This window comes from Micromonospora sp. NPDC005291, from assembly GCF_040607415.1.
Lineage (GTDB): Bacteria > Actinomycetota > Actinomycetes > Mycobacteriales > Micromonosporaceae > Micromonospora.
In genome coordinates this window covers 41,945-61,656 of record NZ_JBEXGR010000024.1, presented here as the reverse complement: position 1 = coordinate 61,656, position 19,712 = coordinate 41,945, and the positions used below count along the sequence as shown (strand labels likewise).

General features: G+C 71.2%; 18 protein-coding genes, 1 tRNA gene and 1 pseudogene. 10 read left to right on the top strand and 10 right to left on the bottom strand.

What is annotated here, in order from left to right; translation table 11 throughout:
* Positions 1–16: 16 nt before the first annotated feature.
* The 3 genes from ABZT18_RS26545 to ABZT18_RS26535 all read left to right on the top strand — a co-directional run bounded on the left by ABZT18_RS26545 (position 17) and on the right by ABZT18_RS26535 (position 2,820).
* The gene (locus tag ABZT18_RS26545; RefSeq protein WP_354996947.1) at positions 17–1,171 is read left to right on the top strand and encodes a peptidoglycan DD-metalloendopeptidase family protein; all 1,155 of its coding nucleotides are present in this window, start codon (positions 17–19) and stop codon (positions 1,169–1,171) included.
* 122 nt (positions 1,172–1,293) lie between these two features.
* On the top strand, positions 1,294–2,556 hold the full coding sequence (locus ABZT18_RS26540) for an NAD(P)/FAD-dependent oxidoreductase (RefSeq protein WP_354996948.1): 1,263 nt from the start codon (positions 1,294–1,296) through the stop codon (positions 2,554–2,556).
* 187 nt (positions 2,557–2,743) lie between these two features.
* A tRNA-Ile gene (locus ABZT18_RS26535) sits at positions 2,744–2,820 on the top strand.
* 84 nt (positions 2,821–2,904) lie between these two features.
* Here ABZT18_RS26535 and ABZT18_RS26530 read toward each other — a convergent pair.
* The 3 genes from ABZT18_RS26530 to ABZT18_RS26520 are packed head-to-tail and all read right to left on the bottom strand — an operon-like array spanning position 2,905 to position 5,258.
* On the bottom strand, positions 2,905–4,158 hold the full coding sequence (locus ABZT18_RS26530) for a sigma-70 family RNA polymerase sigma factor (RefSeq protein WP_354996949.1): 1,254 nt from the start codon (positions 4,156–4,158) through the stop codon (positions 2,905–2,907).
* Positions 4,159–4,201: 43 nt separating this feature from the next.
* Entirely contained in the window at positions 4,202–4,573 is a 372-nt protein-coding gene (locus tag ABZT18_RS26525; RefSeq protein WP_354996950.1) for a YciI family protein, read from the bottom strand.
* 46 nt (positions 4,574–4,619) lie between these two features.
* Positions 4,620–5,258, bottom strand: a complete 639-nt coding sequence (locus ABZT18_RS26520) for a DUF998 domain-containing protein (RefSeq protein ID WP_354996951.1) — start codon at positions 5,256–5,258, stop codon at positions 4,620–4,622.
* Between the two features lie 149 nt (positions 5,259–5,407).
* Between ABZT18_RS26520 and ABZT18_RS26515 the strand changes: the two genes are divergently transcribed.
* On the top strand, positions 5,408–5,833 hold the full coding sequence (locus ABZT18_RS26515) for a hypothetical protein (RefSeq protein WP_354996952.1): 426 nt from the start codon (positions 5,408–5,410) through the stop codon (positions 5,831–5,833).
* A 195-nt stretch (positions 5,834–6,028) separates the two neighbouring features.
* Positions 6,029–6,700, top strand: coding sequence for a hypothetical protein (locus ABZT18_RS26510; protein ID WP_354996953.1), 672 nt, complete (start codon positions 6,029–6,031; stop codon positions 6,698–6,700).
* A gap of 69 nt (positions 6,701–6,769) precedes the next feature.
* On the opposite strand, the gene ABZT18_RS26505 is transcribed toward ABZT18_RS26510, so the two are convergent.
* The 6 genes from ABZT18_RS26505 to ABZT18_RS26480 form a co-directional block, all read right to left on the bottom strand.
* Positions 6,770–7,342 (bottom strand): hypothetical protein, encoded by a 573-nt coding sequence (locus tag ABZT18_RS26505; RefSeq protein ID WP_354996954.1) that lies wholly within the window; start codon positions 7,340–7,342, stop codon positions 6,770–6,772.
* Positions 7,339–8,661: a hypothetical protein gene (locus ABZT18_RS26500; RefSeq protein ID WP_354996955.1), complete on the bottom strand. Its 1,323-nt coding sequence runs from the start codon at positions 8,659–8,661 to the stop codon at positions 7,339–7,341. Before ABZT18_RS26500 ends, ABZT18_RS26505 begins: the two co-directional genes overlap by 4 nt.
* Positions 8,658–9,458, bottom strand: coding sequence for an ATP-binding cassette domain-containing protein (locus ABZT18_RS26495; RefSeq protein ID WP_354996956.1), 801 nt, complete (start codon positions 9,456–9,458; stop codon positions 8,658–8,660). Before ABZT18_RS26495 ends, ABZT18_RS26500 begins: the two co-directional genes overlap by 4 nt.
* 11 nt (positions 9,459–9,469) lie before the next feature.
* Positions 9,470–10,276 (bottom strand): zf-HC2 domain-containing protein, encoded by an 807-nt coding sequence (locus tag ABZT18_RS26490; RefSeq protein ID WP_354996957.1) that lies wholly within the window; start codon positions 10,274–10,276, stop codon positions 9,470–9,472.
* Positions 10,273–10,824 (bottom strand): RNA polymerase sigma factor, encoded by a 552-nt coding sequence (locus ABZT18_RS26485; protein ID WP_354996958.1) that lies wholly within the window; start codon positions 10,822–10,824, stop codon positions 10,273–10,275. Before ABZT18_RS26485 ends, ABZT18_RS26490 begins: the two co-directional genes overlap by 4 nt.
* A gap of 114 nt (positions 10,825–10,938) precedes the next feature.
* The gene (locus ABZT18_RS26480) at positions 10,939–11,697 is read right to left on the bottom strand and encodes a TetR/AcrR family transcriptional regulator (protein ID WP_354996959.1); all 759 of its coding nucleotides are present in this window, start codon (positions 11,695–11,697) and stop codon (positions 10,939–10,941) included.
* A gap of 110 nt (positions 11,698–11,807) precedes the next feature.
* Between ABZT18_RS26480 and ABZT18_RS26475 the strand changes: the two genes are divergently transcribed.
* A complete protein-coding gene (locus ABZT18_RS26475) occupies positions 11,808–13,007 on the top strand; it encodes a DUF418 domain-containing protein (protein ID WP_354996960.1) in 1,200 nt (399 codons plus the stop codon).
* A gap of 66 nt (positions 13,008–13,073) precedes the next feature.
* Here the strand turns inward: ABZT18_RS26475 and ABZT18_RS26470 are convergent, their stop codons facing one another.
* Positions 13,074–16,139, bottom strand: a complete 3,066-nt coding sequence (locus ABZT18_RS26470; protein WP_354996961.1) for a BTAD domain-containing putative transcriptional regulator — start codon at positions 16,137–16,139, stop codon at positions 13,074–13,076.
* Between the two features lie 217 nt (positions 16,140–16,356).
* On the opposite strand from ABZT18_RS26470, the gene ABZT18_RS26465 reads away from it, so the two are divergent.
* The 4 genes and pseudogenes from ABZT18_RS26465 to ABZT18_RS26450 all read left to right on the top strand — a co-directional run bounded on the left by ABZT18_RS26465 (position 16,357) and on the right by ABZT18_RS26450 (position 19,685).
* Positions 16,357–17,148 (top strand): hypothetical protein, encoded by a 792-nt coding sequence (locus ABZT18_RS26465; protein ID WP_354996962.1) that lies wholly within the window; start codon positions 16,357–16,359, stop codon positions 17,146–17,148.
* 88 nt (positions 17,149–17,236) lie between these two features.
* Positions 17,237–17,339: pseudogene (locus tag ABZT18_RS26460) on the top strand (VapC toxin family PIN domain ribonuclease); the annotation flags it as partial.
* A gap of 388 nt (positions 17,340–17,727) precedes the next feature.
* The gene (locus ABZT18_RS26455; RefSeq protein ID WP_354996963.1) at positions 17,728–18,258 is read left to right on the top strand and encodes a SigE family RNA polymerase sigma factor; all 531 of its coding nucleotides are present in this window, start codon (positions 17,728–17,730) and stop codon (positions 18,256–18,258) included.
* Positions 18,255–19,685, top strand: coding sequence for a hypothetical protein (locus ABZT18_RS26450; RefSeq protein WP_354996964.1), 1,431 nt, complete (start codon positions 18,255–18,257; stop codon positions 19,683–19,685). Before ABZT18_RS26455 ends, ABZT18_RS26450 begins: the two co-directional genes overlap by 4 nt.
* Positions 19,686–19,712: the final 27 nt, after the last annotated feature.

Below are 19,712 nucleotides of genomic sequence, written 5' to 3'. Positions count from 1 at the left end.
ATGTGAGGCTCACCCCATGGCACTCTCCCTGCTGAACGCCGCGATCATCCTGACCGTCCTGGCCGCCGCCCACTGGTATCTCCACCGGCGACTGGTCCGGGACATCGCCAGCGAGGGCAGCCTGTGGCGGCGCATCGGCACGGTGCTCGTATGGCTGCTCGCAGCGACCACCGCGCTGCTGCTGACAGTCGGTCCGCTGGAGCCGCCGTTCGAGGTCCGCCGCATCGCGTCCTGGTCGGCCGCCGCCTGGCTGCCCCTGCTGCTCTACCTCACCGTCGCGCTCCTGGTGGGCGAGCTGGTCCGCCCGGTGCTCCGCCGGGTCCTGGCCCGCCGGGGCGGCCGGTCGCCCGATGCCGCGGACGCCTCCCGCCGGCTCTTCGTGGCCCGTACGGTCGCGGTCGGCGCCACCGTCCTCGCCGCAGGTGGCGCCGCCGCCAGCCGGTCCGGCGGGGCGACCGCACAGCGGCCGGGAACCCGGGGGCCGGTGCTCTCGTTGCCGTTCACCGGGCTGTGGCTGGCGCGCAACAGCCCGGCCCGGCAGGTGCCGAGCCACGGGACCGACCTCCTCGGCGGGCGCTACGCCATTGACTTCGTCGCCGTGGACGACAAGCACCGGACCTCGGCCACCCACAACTGGCGGAGCCTGCTCACCACCGAACCGCCGGAGACCTTCTACGCCTTCGGCCGGCCGGTCCTGGCGCCGGTCGGCGGCACCGTCGTCGCCGCCCACGACGGCGAGCCGGACCACGAGGCACGGCGTTCGCAGCCGGCCCTGGTGCCCTACACGCTGGGGCAGGGCGCCCGGCTGCGGCGGGGGGTCGGTGCCGTCGCCGGCAACCACCTGATCATCGCGCTGCCCGGCGGGGCCGGATTCGTGGCTCTGGCGCACTTCAGGACCGGCTCCGTCCGGGTCGCCGTCGGACAGCAGGTGGTGGTGGGTCAACACGTCGCCGACTGCGGCAACTCCGGCAACTCGACCCAGCCGCACGTCCACCTGCAAGCCATGGACAGCGATGACCTCTCCGTCGCGCGCGGCCTGCCGATGGTGTTCCAGCGCTTCCGGGAGTGGACCGACGGCCCGGGTGAGGGGCGGGTGCGGGAGCTCGTCGTGCCGCAGGAGGAGGCGGTGGTGGAGCAGCTTCCGGTCCGTCCGGCGTCGCCGGGAGGCTGAGGTGCGTGCCGGGGATGCGCCGGCCCGGGCCGTCCGCGATGGATCACTCGGTTGCCCTGCGTGCGGCCTCCTGCATCATTAGGCTGAGGCCCGCGTTGTTCGTCCTCCAGTGAGGTTTGCCCGTGTCGCAGCCCGTATCGGTGGACGTCGTCATCGTCGGCGGCGGTCTCGCCGGTCTCGCCGCTGCCCGGCGGCTGGATCGGGCCGGGGTGAACTGGCTGCTGGTCGAGGCGGCCGACCGGATCGGCGGCCGGGTGACGACCGACGTGGTCGACGGCTGGCGGTTGGACCGCGGCTTCCAGGTTCTCAACACGGCGTACCCGCGGGTCCCCGCGCTGGTCGACATCGACGCGCTGGACATGCGGTACTTCACCTCCGGCGTGCTGGTCCGCCGCGGGTCTGGGCTGCACCGCCTGGAGAACCCGCTGCGCGACCCGCTGGCCGCTCCCGGGACCCTGACCTCCGGCGTGGGCACGCTGGCCGACCGGCTCACGTTCGCCGCGCTGGCCACCCGGTACGCGACAGTCTCGCCGGCCAGGCTGCTGAACGCGCCGGAGACGACGACACAGGAGGCGCTGCGCCGCGCGGGTCTGTCCCACCGCCTGATCGAGGAGGTGCTGCGGCCGTTCCTGTCCGGGGTGTTCGCCGACCGCTCCCTCGACACGTCCAGCCACGTGCTGGCGATGGTCATGCGCTCGTTCGCCCGGGGCCGGATCGGGGTGCCGGCCGGTGGCATGGCTGCGCTGCCGGCGGCGGTTGCGGGTCCTCTGCCGTACCCACAGCTCCTGGTCGGAACCCGGACCCTGTCGATCGGGCCGGGCCTGGTGGTGACCGACGGCGGCGAGATCCGCTGCCGCGCGGTGGTGGTGGCGACGGACCCGGCGACGGCGGCGACGCTGCTGCCCGGGTTGCCGGTGCCGGACATGCGCGGGCTGACGACGTACTACTTCGGCGCGGACCACGCGCCGATCGACGAACCGACCCTGCTGCTGGACGGCGACCGCCGCGAGATCGTCGCCAACACGGTCGTGATGTCGAACGCGGCGCCCGAGTACGCCCCGGCCGGCAAATCGCTGATCGCGGCCTCGTCGGTGGGCGTCTCGGCGCCATCGGGCGCCTCGGAAGCGGTGATCCGGGTCGAGCTGTCCCGGATGTACGGCGTCCCCACCGAGGACTGGGAACTGCTGAACGTGATCACCCTGCCCCACGCCCTGCCCACGGCGAACGTCCCCCAGGCCGACCTGCGTAAGCCGGTGGCGCTGGGCGACGGCCTGTTCGTGGCGGGCGACCACCGCGACAGCCCGTCGATCCAGGGCGCGCTGGCCAGCGGGTGGCGTACCGCCGGTGCGGTCCTGACGTCGCTGGGCGCGCCCGTCACCGCCTGAGGCCGGCGGGCAGGACCTCGAGCACGGCGGCAGCATGGCGCCGGGCCTGGTCGACGACACCAGCCATCCGGCGGCTGAGCTGCCCCGGAACGCCCCCGGACCAGTAGCCTCTCCCGTACCGGTGGCGGACCGGAACGAGGATCGGTAGCTCGGAGTTGAGCTGCCGGGATAGGATCGCCGCCGGTACGGGGCGGTAGCTCAGCGGGTTAGAGCAGGGGACTCATAATCCCTCGGTCGCGGGTTCGAGTCCCGCCCGCCCCACCACGCACTTTCCCTGGTCAGCCATGCTGGCTCCCCTCGACGGCCAGCTGGCGACCAGCGCTTTCCCCCGGGATCGATGGGCGTGCGCTAGTCGACGATCGGTGAGTCGAGGCGATCCGCCCGACTCTGCAGATACCGCTGTTCGACCCGGTTACTTGTCAGCGCGGTCGCCTCGCGGTACCGCGAGGCCGCGCAGCCCGTGTCGCCGGTCATCTCCAGCAGATGTGCGCGGACGGCGCGTTCCCTTTGCCGGGTCAGCGGCTCCTCGTCCAGGTGGTAGCGCCGGTTGAGGTCGTCGAGCAGGGCAAGCCCGCGGGCCGGCCCGTACGCGTGTGCGAGCGCCACCACCCTGCTCAGCCGTATCGGCGCGGTCGGACTGAGCCGCTCGAGCCCCAGGTACAGTGCCGCGATCTGTGGCCAGTCCGTCCGATCCGGCGACGTGGCAGCGGTGTGCACGGCGGCGATTGCCGCCTGTAGCTGGTACGCGCCGACCTCGCGCCGCCGCCAGGCGCTGTCGATCAGCTCGGTGCCCTCGCGGATCAGCTCGGGATCCCACCGTGTCCGGTCCTGTTCGTCCAGCGGCACCAGTTCGTCGCTGTCGGTCCGGGCAGCGCGCCGCGACTCGGTCAGCAGCATCAGGGCGAGCAGCCCGGTCACCTCGGGGTCGCCCGGCAGGGAGTCGCGAAGCATGCGGGTCAGCCGGATCGCCTCGCGGGTCAGGTCGACGCGGACGAGTTCGTCGCCGGTGGAGGCGGTGTAGCCCTCGTTGAAGATCAGGTACAGCACCTGCATGACCGCCTTCATCCGACTGTCGCGGTCGGCGTTGGTAGGCGGGATGAACCGGGCGTTGGCGCGGGCCAGTTGCTGCTTGGCGCGGCTGATCCGGGCGCCCATGGTGTTCTCGGCCATTCCGTAGGCGTGCGCGATCTCCCTGGTCGTGAGACCGCCGACCGCGCGCAGCGTGAGCGCGACCTGAGAGGTGGGGCTCAGCGCGGGGTGACAGCACAGCAGCAGGAGGGTGAGGCTTTCGTCAGTCTCCGGCGCGGGGCGCACCCGTCGGGCCGGATCCCGCATCGCCATCTCACTCATGCCGGCGTGCCGCTCGCGGCGGTGTCGGGCCTGTTCGGTCCGGAGGAGGTCGATCATTCGCCGGTACCCGACCCGGATCAGCCAGCTCCGCGGGTTCTCCGGCACGCCGTCGGCCGTCCAGGTCCCACTGGCGATGAGCAGTGCTTCCTGGACGGCCTCCTCGGCGATGTCGAAGTGGCCGAAGCGCCGCACCAGCGCGCCGAGCACCTGCGGCGCCTCGGTGCGCAGCAGGTGCTCGACATTCGGGGTCACGGGCAATCCGTCGCTCGGCGACCTGCGACGTCGCGGGGGCGCTTCATGCGACGAAGCTCTCGCCCATGATTGGCCGGATCTCCATCGGCTCGCCCAGCGCGGCGACCATCCGCGAGACGATCTCGACGGCGCGCTCATGGCTGCTCACGTCGATCACCGCGAAGCTGGCCAGGACTTCCTTGAGCTCGATGAACGGGCCGTCGGTCGCCACTACTCCGGCCGGGCCCTTGCGGATCGTGGTGCTGACGGCAGGGTGGCCAAGCCCTTCGCTGGTGACGAACTCGCCGGTCTCGACCAACTCCTGTTCGAAGCGCTGGTAAGCGGCGAACGCGGCCAGCGCCTCCTCCGACGGCGTGTCGGCGGTCGCGGCGTCCCAGGCGGCGGCTGGCGTGTAGCTGAGCAGCAGATACTTCATCGTCTTCCTAGCGGTTGTGCCGATGTGAATCATGCTAGGCCGCTGGTCAGGACGCGCGGCGCAGCGAGAGAGCGAGGACTGTCGTCCAGGTGAACGCGACCAGGCCGTTCACGGCGATCTGGATGCTCATGCGGCTCGGCGACATGGGCAACAGCAGGATGAGCGCGGCGACACCGTTCAGCAGGGCCGGCAGCAGTGCCCGACGACGGGCGTGGCGGACGGTGAGCACGATCGCGGCGATGGCCAGCGCGGTGAAGGCGACGGCCGCCGCAGCCGAGTGCACGATGCTGTGCCAGGACATCTCGCCGACCGGACCCTCCGGCGTGCCGGCGGGGAAGCCGTACTCCGGATCCATCGTGAACACGCCGGCCGCGACGAGCCCAGCGCCGAAGATTCCGACGAAGATCGGCAGCGCTCGCCGGCCGACGCTGCCGATGAGGGTGCGCCGGACACCGACGGCGAGCGCCAGCCCGCCGAGGCCAGCGAGCACGAACGTGGTGATCTGGATCCAGCCGAGGCCGCCGGTGGCCAGCTGACTGATCGGGTGCCGGGTGATGTCGTAGCCCGCACGAGTGACCATCTGCGTGACTGCCGAGGCGAAGAAGATCGGCCCGGCGAGGGCGCCGGCGAGGAGCAGTCGGTCGGACGAGCGGCGGACGGGAACGGTGACGGCGGTGGTGGTCATGACTTCCTCCTTGAGGGGCTCTGCCGGTACCTCGTGGCCGCACCGAGAACTTTGACGCGCCGTGGTGGTGACCTGGGTCACGGCAGATGCCTGTCAAAGCGGGAGTGCCGCCTCCGAGGTACCGGCAAGCACCCAACGAGGAGGACACGATGTCTGAGAACCCACAACCGAGCGTCGAACTGACCGCTCTGGACCGTCTGGTCGGTACCTGGAAGGTGACCGGCGGCGCCGAGGGAACTGTGCGATACGAGTGGATGACCGGCCGCTTCTTCCTGCTCCAGCACGTGCAGCTCAGCCAGTTCGACCAGCCTGTCACCGGTATGGAGGTCATCGGCCACCTGCACCCGTTCGGTGAGCCGGTCGGTGCGGACGTGGTGTCGCGGTTCTACGACGCGGCCGGTAACACCTTCGACTACGTCTACGAGCTCGTCGGCGACAAGCTGACCATCTGGGCCGGCGCGAAGGGCAGCCCGGCCTACTACGAGGGCACGTTCAGCGCTGACGACACCACGGTCACCGGCGAATGGACCTACCCCGGCGGCGGCGGATACGCCTCCACCATGACGCGGATCTGACCTCGGAGCGCCACCCGAAGACGAGGTGCCGGAGTCGGTGTTCCTCCTCGCACAGAGGAGTCACCGCGCTCCGGCAGCCTCGTCCACCGCAGGCGTCAGGCAGACGTCTGACGGCGGCTGGACGCCGCCGGTCACCATGGCGGCATGGGTAGATGGCAACGTCCGTACTCTCTCGACGCAGCGACCGGCTTCGCGATGCTGGGGCTGGTCGGGTTGGCTGGTTTCGCCACGTTCCTCGCGATCACGTATGTGCGCGAGCGGGCGGTGCCTGCGTCGGTTGCGACCCTTATGGGGGCGTGGCTGGCCGTTTGTCTCGCCGTCGCCGTACGACAGACGATGCTCGGCGTCTACGTCAGCGCGGACGGCATCCGGTCCCGAACCCTTCTCCACACGACCACGGTGCCCTGGGAATCGGTGGCGGCCATCCACAGCGGTATCGCCACTATCGCGGGTCTGGACATGGGCCGCTCCGCGATCGTCATTGAGCGAACAGACGGGGTCTCGGTCCAGACCGCGCTCCAGCGCGGTGACCTGCTCCGGCCGTTCACGTTCCGGCCCGAACTGGGGCGGCTTGCCACCTGGCCGGAGCACTACGACGAGATCCTGACGACACTGCGGGCACACCACCGCGACGCGCAGCCCCGGCATAACGCGCAGACCGGTGGGCCTGCACGGCCCTTCACCGCCGATGCCGGGACGACGAGCCCATCCGTCGGAGTCGGCGGGCCCCGCATCACGCGTGGTGACCCCACCGCTGACCAGCGGCGGGACATCCACGCGTTGACCCGACAACACCAGCGTGGCGCGCTCACCGACGCCGAGTTCGCCGCGGCTCTGGCAAAGATTCAGGACAGGAAAGGCGGCTAGCAGGCGTAACTGAGGCGGTTGTCTGGCTTGCGGTTGCCCTGCGTACGCCCCGTCCCCTCCGCACCGCCTTCACTCGCGGCGGGCGGCTCCGAGGATGGCGTACGCCAGCAGGCCCGTGACCGCCAGGACGGCGGCGACCACCGCCGCCGGCCCGCTGTTGTGGGGCTGGCCCTGCCACGTGGCGAGGGCACCCCACGTGCCCGACTGGGGGAACATGGCGGCGACGACCGTCCAGCCCAGAGGGAGGAACCAGGCGCGGGCCGCGCCGACGACGGTCGCGCACAGGGCGGTCAGACCCAGCAGGCCGGCGGCGTCGCGGAGCACCAGCGCGGCCGGGCCGAAACGGGCGCCGGTGGGCAGGGTGGCGAGCAGCACGACGAGGACGAGCGCCAGCGCGGCCAGCAGGTGCAGGGCCCGACGCCAGGGCCACCGCAACGAGGCCGTGCGCTCCAGGTCTTCGTCCGGAGCGGCCAGCGTGGTCGACAGGACCGCCACCATCAACACGATCGTCAGCACGACGAGCAGCGCAATGGGGTCGCGTTCGTCGGAGAAGGCCAGCCACAGGGCCCAGATCAGGGCTGCGGCGCCGACCGACGCGGCCAGAGCCAGGGGTACGCGCCGCGCGCGCAGATGAAGGGTCATCGCGACAGCAGTCCGTTGGTGTCCTGGCATGCCAGGACCGCTGCGCGCACTGCCGCCACGCGGGACATCGCCTCCGACGACGGCAACTTTCGCAGGCCCTGCCAGAGCGCGACAGCCTCGGCGTTGATCTCAAGATCTTCGGAGATCATTTCGGGGATCACGCCGACGTCGGAGACCGGCTCGCGGCCGAGCAGATAGTAGGCGGCTGCCCGTTCGACCACGCCGTTGCGCAGGCACTCTCCGGTGCCGTTGACGCCCAGGCTGAGGACGATCTCGGGTACGACGGCGGCCGGATGGGCAAGGCCGCCGCGGTCGTCGATCCGTACGGTGATCATGAGGATGTCGCCGTCGCGGGCGGGCATCTCCATGGGGACGGCGTAGGACCGTCTGTCCTCGTGCACCTGCGTCGGCGTGCCCGGCAGCTTCGCGAGGACGGCCAGCCCTTCGCGGGCGAGCGGGGTCAGCGTGTCCAGCACGTTGGCGTTGACCCGGGTGACGCAGACCTTCGGCGCGTCGTCGGTGCAGACGAGTTCGCGGGCGACCGGGTCGATCGGCGCGATGAGGGCGGTTTCGTCGCGGGGGACGATCACCGCCGCGGCCGTGAGGCCGAGCAGCGCCGGCAGCACGGCGGCCACCCGAGCGAGTGGGCTCCGGGCGACCAGCAGCACCACGCCGGTCAGCGCGAGCGCGCCCATCCAGATCGCGAGCGCGCCGGTCACCCGGGCGTCGATGGTCTGGAACGAGTAGAACCGGCTGCTTCCGTAGACCGGGGACAGCACCGCACCCAACCAGTCCGGCCGCATGATCGCGGTGAAGAAGACCAGCAGCACGCCGGCCACGGCGAGTGCGGGAGCGGTCACCAGGGCAGGCAGCAGCCGCCCGATGCCCAGGCCGAGCCAGGCCGCCGCGACCAGGGAGAGTGCGCCGACCAGCACGATGGCGACGACGTCCGGCGGGAAGTAGGCGGCGGTCGAGGCGATCCGCACGCCGCCCGCGACGACCACGAGCAGATAGGCGAGCCCGAGAGTGGCCCCCATCGCGACGAGGACCGGCAGCATCCGGCGGGCGGGTGAACGGGGTGTGGTGTCGAACAGTTCGCCGACCTTGGCCCGGTGTTCGCGGCGACCCTGCCAGGCGCCGGCGGCCAGCGCGAGCGGCCACAGCAGGATCGTGTACTCCTTCGTGGTCAGCACGAGGGGCATCCAGCCCTCCGACCAGCGTCCCGGGTCGAGGTAGAGGGCGGCGACGCCGACCACCAACGCGAGCAGGGCGGCGCCGGCCGCAGCGGAGCGACGCAGTTCGATCCGGAGGATGCTCATCGGGCGGCCTCCGCGCGGTGACGGCGCAGCAGAGCCGAGTAGCCGCGTTCGGCGGGGCTGTCGCCCGCGTGGCTGTCGTCGCCGTGCGCGACCAGCGCGGCGGGCGTGCCCTGCCACACCAGCCGGCCCTCGTTGACCAGCACCACCTCGGTGCAGGCGGCGACCACGTCCTCGACCAGGTGGGTGGAGACCAGCACGCAGGCGTCCGTACCCAGGTCGCGCAGCAGCTCGCGCAGGTCGAGGCGCTGCTCGGGATCGAGGCCGACGGTCGGCTCGTCCATCAGCAGCACCTGCGGGTCGTTCACGATGGCCTGAGCGACGCCGGCCCGGCGCAGCATGCCGCCGGAGAGTGTCCGGAGCCGAGCGTCGGCCTTGGTGCTGAGCCCCACGCGGTCGATCGCGCGCTGCGTGGCCGCCGGGATGCTGGCCTTCGGCATCTCCTTCAACCAGGCCATGTACGCCACGAACTCGCGCACGGTGAACCGTGGGTAGTAGCCGAAGTGCTGCGGCAGGTAGCCCAGCGCTCGCCGGGCCGGCCGCAGGTCGGCGCGGCCGTCGACCGGGCTGCCGAGCAGGGTCAGCCGGCCGCCGGACGGCTTGACCACCGTCGCGAGGGCTCGCATCAGCGTGGTCTTGCCCGCGCCGTTGGGCCCCAGCAGGCCGTGGACGCCGGTGGCCAGGCTCAGGTCGAGCCCGTCGACGGCCAGGTGACGTCCGGCGCGCACCTTCAGCGCTTGGGCGTGAATGGCCCAGGGGTGGGTGGTGGGGGCCGTCTCGGCCGTGCTCACCGCTCGCATGGTGGTTCCTTTCAGAACGAGGTGAGGCGCCGGAAACTGCTGGCGCGCAGGAGGGTCAGGGCGGCCAGCGCGACCGTGAGGATGGCCCACCCGCCGGTGGCGGCGGGCGTGAGCAGCACGGGCAGTTCGGCGGTGGCGAGGCTGGGGGCTACCACGGCGGCGGCCCAGGCCACCATCAGGCCGATCGAGGCGCGGTGGACGCCGACGAGGGAGCCGAGCAACAGCGTTGCGGTGGTGAAGGCCAGGCACGGCAGCAGCATCAGCGCGGGGTTCGCCCGGCTCGCACCGAGGGAGGCGAACGCGGCGAGCACCGGGATGACGAGGACCAGCACCACGGCGGTGCGCCGCAGCAGCATCGTCAGACCGGCCGAGGGGGTGCCGGCGATCAGCTCCCAGGCCGGGTCGGTGCGTCTGCTCCAGGCAGCCGCGACCCCGGGCAGCGGCGCCAGGGGCGCGAGCAGCAACACGATCGACGGCAGCTCGGGCAGGACGTGGGTGAGCAGGGCCGCGGTGCCGAGCACGGCGGCGGTCATGGCGACCCAGGGCAGCAGCGCCGCCACGAACCAACGCTGTCGCACCGTCGTACGAAAGATGGCCTTGGATCTTGGGGCGGGGCCGGCGGCGATCTCGCGGTCGACGGCGAACGCGACCTCGGCGATCAGGGCGCGCGATGCGGCCGTGGTGCTGCCGGCCAGGCGGGCGCGGCAGTCGCCGCAGCTCTCCAGATGCACCTCGATCGACCAGACGGTCGCCTCGTCCAGGCCGGGGTCGCCGTCGGCGTAGCAGTCGATCTCGCTCGGGGTGGGATGGGTGGTCATGACAGTGCCTCCCGCAGGGCGACCCGGGCGCGGCGGACCCGGGACTTGACGGTGTTCTCGGGCACGCCCAGCAGCAACGACGTCTCGCGGACGGAGAAGCCGTCGAGGACGGTGGCGCGCAACACCGCCCGAACCTCGGGCGGTAGGACGGCGAGGGCCTGTTCGAGCTCCTGCCCGACCCGGCCGGCCAGCACCTCGTCCTCGGCGGCGGGCGCGACGGTGTCGGTCGGGTGTACCTGCGGCATCTGGGCCTGCCGGGCGCGGCGTCGGAACGCGTCGACCAGGCGATGCGCGGCGATGGTCCACAGCCAGCCGACGGCGCTGCCCTTGACGTGGTCGCCGGCGAAGCTGCCGGCCGCCCGCCAGACCGCGAGGTAGGTCTCCTGGAGCACGTCGGCGACCACATCAGGGTCGGCGCACCGGCGGCGCAGCCGCACCTCCAGCCACGGCGCCGTACGCCGGTAGAGCTCGTCGAAGGCCCGCCGGTCGCCGCGGGCCACGCGACGCACGAGCTCCTGCTCGTCGGCCGCATCCAGGCTTCGTCTCACATGGGGTAAGACGACGGCTCCCGCGTGATCGGGTCCCGCGATGATGTGATCGCCGCCACTTCTACTGATCAGCCGCGCGACGTCAGGTGGTCCCCACAGGCGTCGGAACGTGCGTCAGGAGTCGGAGTGTTGGATCCGGACGGCGACGCCGTCGAGGATCAGTTCCAGCCCGAGTGTGAAGTCCGCATCGGCGATCGTCGCGTCGGGTGTGTCCGACGGCGGCGCCTCGAACAGCGCCGAGGAGAACAGCCGCGCGGTCTCGGGGAAGCGCTCGGGCTGGACGAGTCGCGCCAGGGCGCGGCCGTAGTCGCGTTCGGCGTCGGCCTGCCCCTGGCCCTCGGCCCTGCCCTCGGTGAGCTCGCTGTGTTGCCGCACCGACTGGACCACATAGCCGCTGATCAGCGATAGGACACCGACCTTGTGTGCCCAGTCGAGGCGGGTGCGGGACATGATCGTCAGCGCGGCCTCCATCCAGGCGATCTGGTTCGGCCCGGAGGGCGGCGCGGCGGTGGGCACGCGCGTCAGCCACGGCCGGCGCTGAAGCACCGCGCGCTGTGCGAAGCCCCAGCTACGCAGCCCTTCGCACCAGTCGTCGGTGCCCAGGTCCGGCGGCGCGCCCAACGCGGCGTCGGCCATGAGCGTGAGCAGCTCGTCCTTGGATCCGATGTGCCGGTAGAGCGACATCCCCGTGACGCCGAGGCTCTTGGCGACGTTGGGGAGTGTCACGCCGCCGAGTCCGTCGCGGTCGGCGATCTCTACCGCCGCGGCGATGACCAGGTCGACGTCGAGGGCCGCGGGCCGCCCGAGACGCGAGGGCTCCGACATCCTCCACAGTCGGCGCAGCGGCGCCGGAACGAAGTCCTCGCTGGTCATGGCTCCCTCGTTCGTCCGGAAAGGGGGTCCCCATCATGCCAGACCGCATTAGTTTGCTTCTGATACTTTGTCGAAGAAACTAAAGCCTGGGTCTTGAGGAGGGGACGGCCGTGAGCATTGACACCGCACCGCGGACATCGGGAGGGCCGGTGCGGCACTCCGAACGTGCCCTCGCGCCGGATCTGGCCCGAGGATCGATGCTGCTGATCATCGCGTTGGCCAACGTCGCCGGAGTCGTCTTCGCTGGCGAGCCCGGCCTGGACACCACGCCGGAAGGCACTGACCGGGGCCTGAATTTTCTGCTCTTCGAACTCGTCCACGCCCGCGGCTATCCGGTGTTCGCCGTGATGTTCGGCTACGGAATCATCCAGCTCGCTCGTCGTCAGGATGCCTCCGGCGCTACGCCGAAGCAGGTCCGCTCGGTGCTGTTGCGCCGCAACGTCTGGCTCGTCGTCTTCGGATTCGCGCACGCCACCCTGCTGTACTACGGCGACTTCCTCGGCGCGTACGGGATCGTCGGGATCGTGATGACCCTGGTGCTGCTGCGCCGCGGCGACAAGTTCCACCGGATCGCGCTGGTGCTCTGGGCGCTGTCGGCCGTCGAGCTCCTGGTCGTCGGCGCCATCCTGGTGAGCCGCCTCCTCGGAGGTTCGGACGGGTCGGCGCCGCTGCCGTCGGGCCACGTCGACTCCCTTGCCGCGCCGGACTATTTTGCGTCCATGCTGGATCGTCTCAGTGAATGGCCGATGCACACTGTGACTGTCGTGCCCTTCATCATGATCGCCTGGCTGGGTATGTGGGCCGCCCGCCGCCGCATCCTCGAAGAGCCGGCTCGCCACAAGACCCTGCTCACGTGGACGGCCGTCTGTGGACTCGGCGTCGCCATCGTCGGAGGTCTCCCGGCTGCCCTGGTCAGCGCCGGATGGCTGCACGTCGACGACTCGGCCACCGGTCTGATGCTTCTGCTCCACGGCGGCAGCGGCATGTTCGCCGGCCCGGGCTACGTGGCCATCTTCGGTCTGATCGCCCTGCGGGTGACCCGGCCCGGCCCCGTCGTTGGCGGGCTCTCGGCCCTGGGTCAGCGCTCCCTGTCGGGGTACCTGTTCCAGTCGATGGCCTGGCTGATCCTCCTGGCACCCTTCACGCTCGCTCTCGGTGACCGTTTCAGCAGCCCCACCGTGACCGGCTTGGTCATCGCGGTGGCCGTCTGGCTTGTGTCCGTTCTGATTGCCCGCCTGCTCGACAGGCGCAAGCAGGCCGGTCCCGCCGAGATCGCCCTGCGCCGCCTGACCTACGGGCCACGGGCGTAGTCGGCGCGGGTGTGAGCAACCGGGCTCGCCGCCCGAAAGTCGGAGTCGGGTGGGTTCGGTCCACCATCACGGCTGTGCGCCGCACAGTTCGCCTCGCGCCTGGGCCGGTACGCCAATGGAGCACATGGCGTCCACGTAGCGCCGGTACGCCTGTGCGGCCTCGCCGTGCCGCCCCGCAGCCGTCAGCGTTCCAATGAACTCGCCGTGCACGCCCTCGTCGTAGGGCTCCAGTTCGAGAGCGCGGCCCAGGTGGCGGATGGTCTCGTCCACCTCGCGGGCACCGTGTGCCAGCGAGGCCAACTTGCGTATCACGCGCAGGTAGACCCGACGGGCCTCCTCGCGTGTCGGTCGGGACCAGTCGTCGTACGGCTCGTCCTCCAGGAAATCTCCCCGGTAGCGCTGTTCGGCGAGGAGGAGCGTGGCGCGCGCGTCATCGGTCTCACCGTGCTCGGCCAACCGGAAGCCGTGTGCCGCTTCGGTGAGGAACTCCTCGACATCGAGCTCAAGGTGACCGACGTCGAGCGCCAGACTGGGGTGCGCGGCGATGATGAAGTGGTCGGTCGACGTACGGCGCTCCGGATCGAGCACTCCGCGGAGGGTGGACAGGGCCACGGACAACCGGTGACCGACCCGGTCCGGGTCCTGGGCGGGCCAGAGCATCTCGCCGAGTTGTTCCCGGGGGACCGCGCGACCACGCCGGGCGGCGAGGATCCGGAGCAGATCCCGTGCCTTGCGTGACTGCCACGCCGTGGCCAGCACCTGCGAGCCTTCTACGAACACCTCGAAGCGTCCGAGGGTGCGGACGGTGACCTGTGCGACGCAGCGCGGGCCCTGCCGGCTGAGCGTCGGCGGCGGCACGCCGGCACCCGTCAGCCGCTCCGCGGCCAGTTGGGCGTTGACGCGCTCCTGCGGATCCGCGCCGGGCAGCCGGCTGAGCAGCACAGCGAGTCGGTCCGCCGCCACGGCCGACCTGATGTCGCGCAGCGTCGCCGCTGCCTCCCGCCAGGCGTCGCGGGTGTCGTCGAAGTCGGTGGCGGCAGCCCCGCGAAGCTCCAACGCCTCGGCGAGCGCCGCACGGTCACGATGCAACCGGGCGGCGGCGGATGCCGTCCGCGCCACTTCGGCGGCCCGTGTGCGATCTCCGATCTCCAGTGCCACCCAGCCGAGCGCGAGCTGGGCGGTCGCCGAGTCCGGGCCGCGTTCCAGTTCGACGGCGCGTTGTGCCAGGGCGAACGCCGTGGCGCCGTCCTCGGCGGCCAGCACGCGGGCCAGTCCGGCGAGCGCGGGCACCTGGATCTGAAGATCGTTGACGGGTTCGCTGGCGCGGAGCGCCTCCTCGTACGCTGCGCGAGCCAGATTGGTGCGGCCCCGCAGCGCGTGGATATCGCCGATACCCACCAAGGGGTACGCCACCTTGCGGGACCCCATGCGCTGCAGGAGCGGTACGGCGCGTTCGTAACACGCGGTGGCCTCGGCGAGCTGACCGAGGCGGAAGTAGGCCGAGCCCTCGTTGCAGAGCGCCAACGCGAGCATCGCGGCATGTCCGTTGGCCTGGGCCAACTCCACGGCGGGTCGCACCTCGGCCAGCGCTTCGAGATATCGGCCCTCGCCCACCAGGGCGGACGCGCGGTTGGCTCGGATGCGGGTCACCTGGACGGTGTCGCGCGCCGCCTCGGCGGCCCGCAGCGCCTTCTCGTGATGCTCGTCGGCCGCCGGTCGATCACCGCGCAGCTTGGCGTCGAGGGCGAGCGCGGTGTGCGCGGCGGCGAGTGCGGCGTCACCCCCGACCGCTGTCGCTGCGACGAAAGCCCGTTCGGCGTTGTCCCGACACGCCTCGGCGTCCCCGGTCGTCCACTGTGCCGACGCGGTCCAGGCCAGCAGGCGGGCGTTGTCGGTGGACGGGTACGCGTCGAGCACACCGCGCTGGAGGACCTCCAGAGCGGACTGCGGCTCGCCACGCAGATAGTGCACGAGGCCGTACCGCCAGGCGAGCCCCGCCGCGAGGGACTCCTGACGATCGGCCAGTGCGGCGTACACGGCGAGTGCGGTGTCGAAGTCGCCGCGCATCTGAAGCGCCTCCCCGTACAGCAGCCGCAGGCCGTTGGTTCGGGCATGGTCGGGTAGGGACTGGAAGGTGTCGACGACGGCCTCGGCGCCGCCGGAGGCGAGCAGCTCCCCGCCGTGGTCGAGGAGGATCCGCGCCGCCGCCTCGGTGACACCGGATTTCCCGTACGACCGAAGGGCCGGGTCGAGGAGCCCGTGCTCGACGTACCAGGCCGCCGCTCTGGTGTGCAGGCGTTTCGCTGCCGCCGGAACCAACGGGAAACGGCGGCGGGCGACGCTGGCGACGACCGGCACCATCCGGTACCCGTGCCCGCCCGTGGTCACCGGGACGAGAATGCCGGTGCGGGCCAGTTGGTCCAGCCGATGCCCCCCGTGTCGGTGCCCGAGGACACGGCACAGATCGGGGTGTGACGGGTCGAGGTGCGCCGCGTCCCGCAGCAGCCGGTGGACTTCGGGCGGCAGCTCCGCGAACACCTCCCGTACCAGGAAGGACTCCAGTGGTGTTCCCGGCTCGGACGGGTTGTCCCAGTCCGTGCCGGTGGCAGCCGCGGCCCGCGCGGCCAGGGTGACCAGCGCCGGCCAGCCACCGGTCGCGGTGTGGATCCGGCTCGCGAGTGCCGGGTCGGTCAGGCCGTGGTCGGCGGCGAGTACGGACGCCACCTGGTCGGGCGAGAGCGTGAGATCCGTCGGACCGTGCACGGCGAGCAGCCCCGACTGCCGCCGGGAGAGCGTTGGCGGGTGGCGGGTCACCAGGACGACCCTGAGCTGCGGGGGAAGGCGTTCCAGCGTGTCCAGCAATGTCTGTAGCCGGCGGCCGGAGAGTCGCGGAACGTCGTCGAGGATGAGCCAGCTCGGCTCGTCGGCGGGCAGGTCCGTCGCGGACCGGGCGCCGAGGGTGGCAAGCCATTCCGGCCCGGCCGTCGCCAGCGCCGCGACGTCCGGTCCGTCGCACCAACGCACCGAGCGGTCGCCCAACCAGCCGCGCACGGCGAACGTCTTGCCGTACCCGGCGGCGGCGACCACGACGGTGCACCGCCGGCTCCAATCTCGATCCGCCGTGGCGTTCATCCGGTGCCTTCCGGTCGAAGCTGGTCCATGTTCCATTGGGCGCTGTGCTGGCGGCATCGCGCACGCGAGCGTCGCCGTTACGACACCGAATCCCGGCGTATTTGACGCCACCTTGACGACGCTCTGAACCTCGCCTCGAAGGATGTCCCGGGAAAGGCACGCCGAGGCACGAACCGTCGGGGTCCGCGTCTCGCAATCGATCGGATGAGGAGTTGTGATGGCACGAGTGCTGTCGGGACGTGCACTGCTCGCAGTGCTGGTCGTCCTGCCGACGCTGACCGCGTGGAATGCCGCGCCGGTCAGCGCCGCCGGTGGGGCAAGCCCAGGGGTGTACGACGAGCCCGTGGACCGCGACATCGAGCTGGCGCGGCTGGGCTACCAGAACGGTGTGCGGGTGGTGTTCTCCCGCGACGAGGCGTCCGGCGACTGGGGTATCCGTCAGGACGGGGAGATGGGCCGCAACGCGCCCCTGGCGTACGACGAGAAGCAGAGCCTGCTGCAGACGTACCTGACCATCACGCCCAGGTCCGTGCCCGTCCCGCGGGTGCTGCTGTCGGAGCCACCGGCCGGCACGCCGACCCCACCGGAGCTGGCCTACCGGACCATCGTGGCGTCCCTGGTCGTCGCCGACGATCTCGCCGTGCCGACGTCGGGCGGAATGTCCACCGCAGCGGTGATGACGTGCTGGGACCTGTACTGGAACTCGTACAACTGGGCCGAGCTGCCCGGGTATCCGAATCCGGGCTCGGTGTGGCACCCGGCGAAGACCTACTACTCGTCCGACTTCGGCGGCATGAAGATGTACTCCTACAGCTACCTCGCCAACTGCGGCGGGTACGCCCGGCACCGGATCTACTACAAGTCGGCCGGTGACTACTACAAGCACCACGACTACGAGGTGGCGTCCTTCCACTGGCAGGCGGTCAAGAAGGGCTCGGTGCACCGCTACCGCAAGGTGGTCTATGACGGGGCGGCGGGGGACACCCGCAACGGCAAGTACACCGGCTAGCGACGTCGGTGACGGCGGGCCTCTGCCGCGTCCGCCGTCATCCGGCCGGGCCGTGGGTGATCAGAGGCAAGGTCCTCGGTGGAAAGCTGTCGCGGCTGAGGAGTTGATGGCCTGTCCACTTGACCGGTGATGGTCGGCTCGCCAAGGCCAGCGGCGTTCGCTGCAAGATCCGATTGCTCGCGGCGTCCTGACCGTCAGGCGACTGCCCGACCAGGAGATCCGCTCACGGCCGGGAAGCCGGTCTGGTCGAGTCGTGGGACGCTACCGGCATGGCGAGGATGAGCGCACGGACGTGGTTCCGGATGACTCGGAGGCAGCGAGCCATATTCGTCGTCGGTGCCTGCATCGCGCTGGTAGGGCTGGTGCTTGCCTTGACGGTCAACACCGCGCTCGGGTCAATCATCATGGCGGTATCAACGTTCGCCATGATCGGTGCCCAGATATTCGCCCCGCCCGGGTAGCCACCCGCAACCCCAGATCTGTCCGGCGTGCGACCCTCGACTCAACCCTGGACGCCCCCGGTCGCGTCTCACTCTGCGTCCGCACGTAGACGCGAGGTGGACGCGACCTGGAGGTGGCGTGAGTCGGCACGAGGACGACGAACAGTTCCGGCTGTTCGTCCAACGGCAGTGGGGATCACTGCTCCGAACGGCCTACCTGTTGACCGGTGACCGGGGGTCAGCCGAGGACCTGGCGCAGTCGGCGTTGGAGAAGACTCATCGACGCTGGGGGCGGGTGCTGCGGAGGGACGCGCCGGAGGTCTACGTACGCCGGGCGATGGTCAACACGGCGATCTCCTGGCGGCGTCGGCGGCGGCCGTTGGAGGTGCCGCTGCTGACCTCCGACAGCCAGCCGACGCGGGACGCGTACGCGCAGGTGGAGGAGCGACAACTGCTCCTCGCCGCGTTGCGGCGGTTACCGCCCAGGACCCAGGCGGTGCTGGTGCTGCGCTACTTCGAGGATCTCAGCGAGGCGGACACCGCCAAGGTTCTCGGCTGCTCCGTCGGCTCGGTGAAGAGCCAGTCGTCGCGCGGGTTGGCCCGGCTGCGGAGCGAGTTCGCCCCACCCGCCGCTCAGTCCCCGGTACGGCTCGAGGAGGAACTGGCATGACCGAGAGCTTCGCGAATTCGACGCTCAGTCCCGCGCTGCGGCAGGCCGCGCACGGCGTCGACGTACCCGAGGACCCGTGGCCCGGCTTCGCCCGCAGCGAGCGACGGCATCAGCGGACGCGGCTAATCCGAACGGCGCTGGCCGCCGCGGTCGGGGTCGCGCTCGTCGGAGTCCAGACCAACGTGGTTCCCCTGCCCGGATGGGCACCTGGCATCGCGGTCGCCGCCACCCCGACAGCGCTGCTCGACGCGTCACCGCGGGGCGCGCTGGCCGGGGATCAGGCCTGGCTGGACACGCTCCGGGCGCGGATCAGCACCGATCCGCCGGTGAGAATCGATGCCCCGTTGGGCGGCTGGAAGGTCGGCGATCGTGACCGGATCCGTCTGATCTACGGCAGTGACCAGCCGGGCCACCGGGTGGCGCTGGTCGCGGTGCCGCTGCGGTTCGGCCTGCTGACCAGGGAGGCACTGGTCTGGTACGTGGGTCCGGTCGGGGCCGCTGCCCAGCAGATGCGGTACGGCGGCCACAGCGAGGGTGACGACGACCCGGTGATGACGCTGATGCAGGCCTATCCTGACCGGGCCGGATTTGCGGTCGTTGTCGGTCCGGCTGAATCCACCGTGACGATCAGTGGCGACCCTCGGTACACGTCGAGGGGGACCCTGGAATACCAGAACATGGCCAGGGCGGACGGAGGAGGAGTCGGGTTCGCCGTCCTGCCTTCCGAACCCCTTCCGAGTGAGCCCGTTGTCCGGGTCAGCCGCGGCGACCAGGTGTTTTTCCAGGGCGGTCTGGGTGGCGGCCCGTACGCCGCGGTCGACCCGACCGGGCCGGAGATGGATGCCCTGCTCACCGCCGCCCGCCGACCCGCCCGAGGTACGCCGCTCGACGACGCCAACCTCCGCAACTTCGTCCAAACGGCACTCCTGAACAGCCATCTCCCGGCAACCGGCACGACGGTACGGGTGCGGTGGTCGGGCAGCGAGCATGGCCAGGCCGCCGCGCTGCTCACCGTGCAGCCAACCGGCGGGGGAGTGATCGTGTACGCCATGCACGGCGACGATCGGACCGGATGGTGGACGGACCTGCGGCTGCTGCTGCCGGCCGAGGGCGCCGACCAGCGACCGATCGGCTGGCGGATCCGGGCCGACGACGGCACCCGGCCGCCCACGGGTCGGGTGCGGGTGATCGCCCCGCCGGACGCGGCCCGTGTCACGGTGACGGTCGGAGGCGCACCCCCGGCGACGGTCACCCTCGACGCGTCGAACGCCGGCACCACCCAGGTGCCGACGGACCAGCCGGCCACCCTCACCGCGTACTCCACGGATGGCGGCGTCCTCGGAACCACACCGTTGCCGCCGGTCGAAACCGACACCGACGGAGGGGGACTGCCGGGCGACAGCCCAGCTACCCGGGTGACACCCTGACGCAGCGGAAGCGGGCCGAGTCGTCCG

Excerpts from the sequence above, each read along its gene's own strand:
- ABZT18_RS26480 (WP_354996959.1), bottom strand. The coding sequence starts at position 11,697 with ATGACCAGCGAGGACTTCGTTCCGGCGCCGCTGCGCCGACTGTGGAGG.
- ABZT18_RS26490 (WP_354996957.1), bottom strand. The coding sequence starts at position 10,276 with ATGACCACCCATCCCACCCCGAGCGAGATCGACTGCTACGCCGACGGC.
- ABZT18_RS26450 (WP_354996964.1), top strand. The coding sequence starts at position 18,255 with ATGACCGAGAGCTTCGCGAATTCGACGCTCAGTCCCGCGCTGCGGCAG.
- ABZT18_RS26510 (WP_354996953.1), top strand. The coding sequence starts at position 6,029 with ATGCTGGGGCTGGTCGGGTTGGCTGGTTTCGCCACGTTCCTCGCGATC.
- ABZT18_RS26515 (WP_354996952.1), top strand. The coding sequence starts at position 5,408 with ATGTCTGAGAACCCACAACCGAGCGTCGAACTGACCGCTCTGGACCGT.
- ABZT18_RS26465 (WP_354996962.1), top strand. The coding sequence starts at position 16,357 with ATGGCACGAGTGCTGTCGGGACGTGCACTGCTCGCAGTGCTGGTCGTC.
- ABZT18_RS26525 (WP_354996950.1), bottom strand. The coding sequence starts at position 4,573 with ATGAAGTATCTGCTGCTCAGCTACACGCCAGCCGCCGCCTGGGACGCC.
- ABZT18_RS26500 (WP_354996955.1), bottom strand. The coding sequence starts at position 8,661 with ATGAGCATCCTCCGGATCGAACTGCGTCGCTCCGCTGCGGCCGGCGCC.
- ABZT18_RS26470 (WP_354996961.1), bottom strand. The coding sequence starts at position 16,139 with ATGAACGCCACGGCGGATCGAGATTGGAGCCGGCGGTGCACCGTCGTG.
- ABZT18_RS26505 (WP_354996954.1), bottom strand. The coding sequence starts at position 7,342 with ATGACCCTTCATCTGCGCGCGCGGCGCGTACCCCTGGCTCTGGCCGCG.
- ABZT18_RS26495 (WP_354996956.1), bottom strand. The coding sequence starts at position 9,458 with ATGCGAGCGGTGAGCACGGCCGAGACGGCCCCCACCACCCACCCCTGG.
- ABZT18_RS26520 (WP_354996951.1), bottom strand. The coding sequence starts at position 5,258 with ATGACCACCACCGCCGTCACCGTTCCCGTCCGCCGCTCGTCCGACCGA.
- ABZT18_RS26545 (WP_354996947.1), top strand. The coding sequence starts at position 17 with ATGGCACTCTCCCTGCTGAACGCCGCGATCATCCTGACCGTCCTGGCC.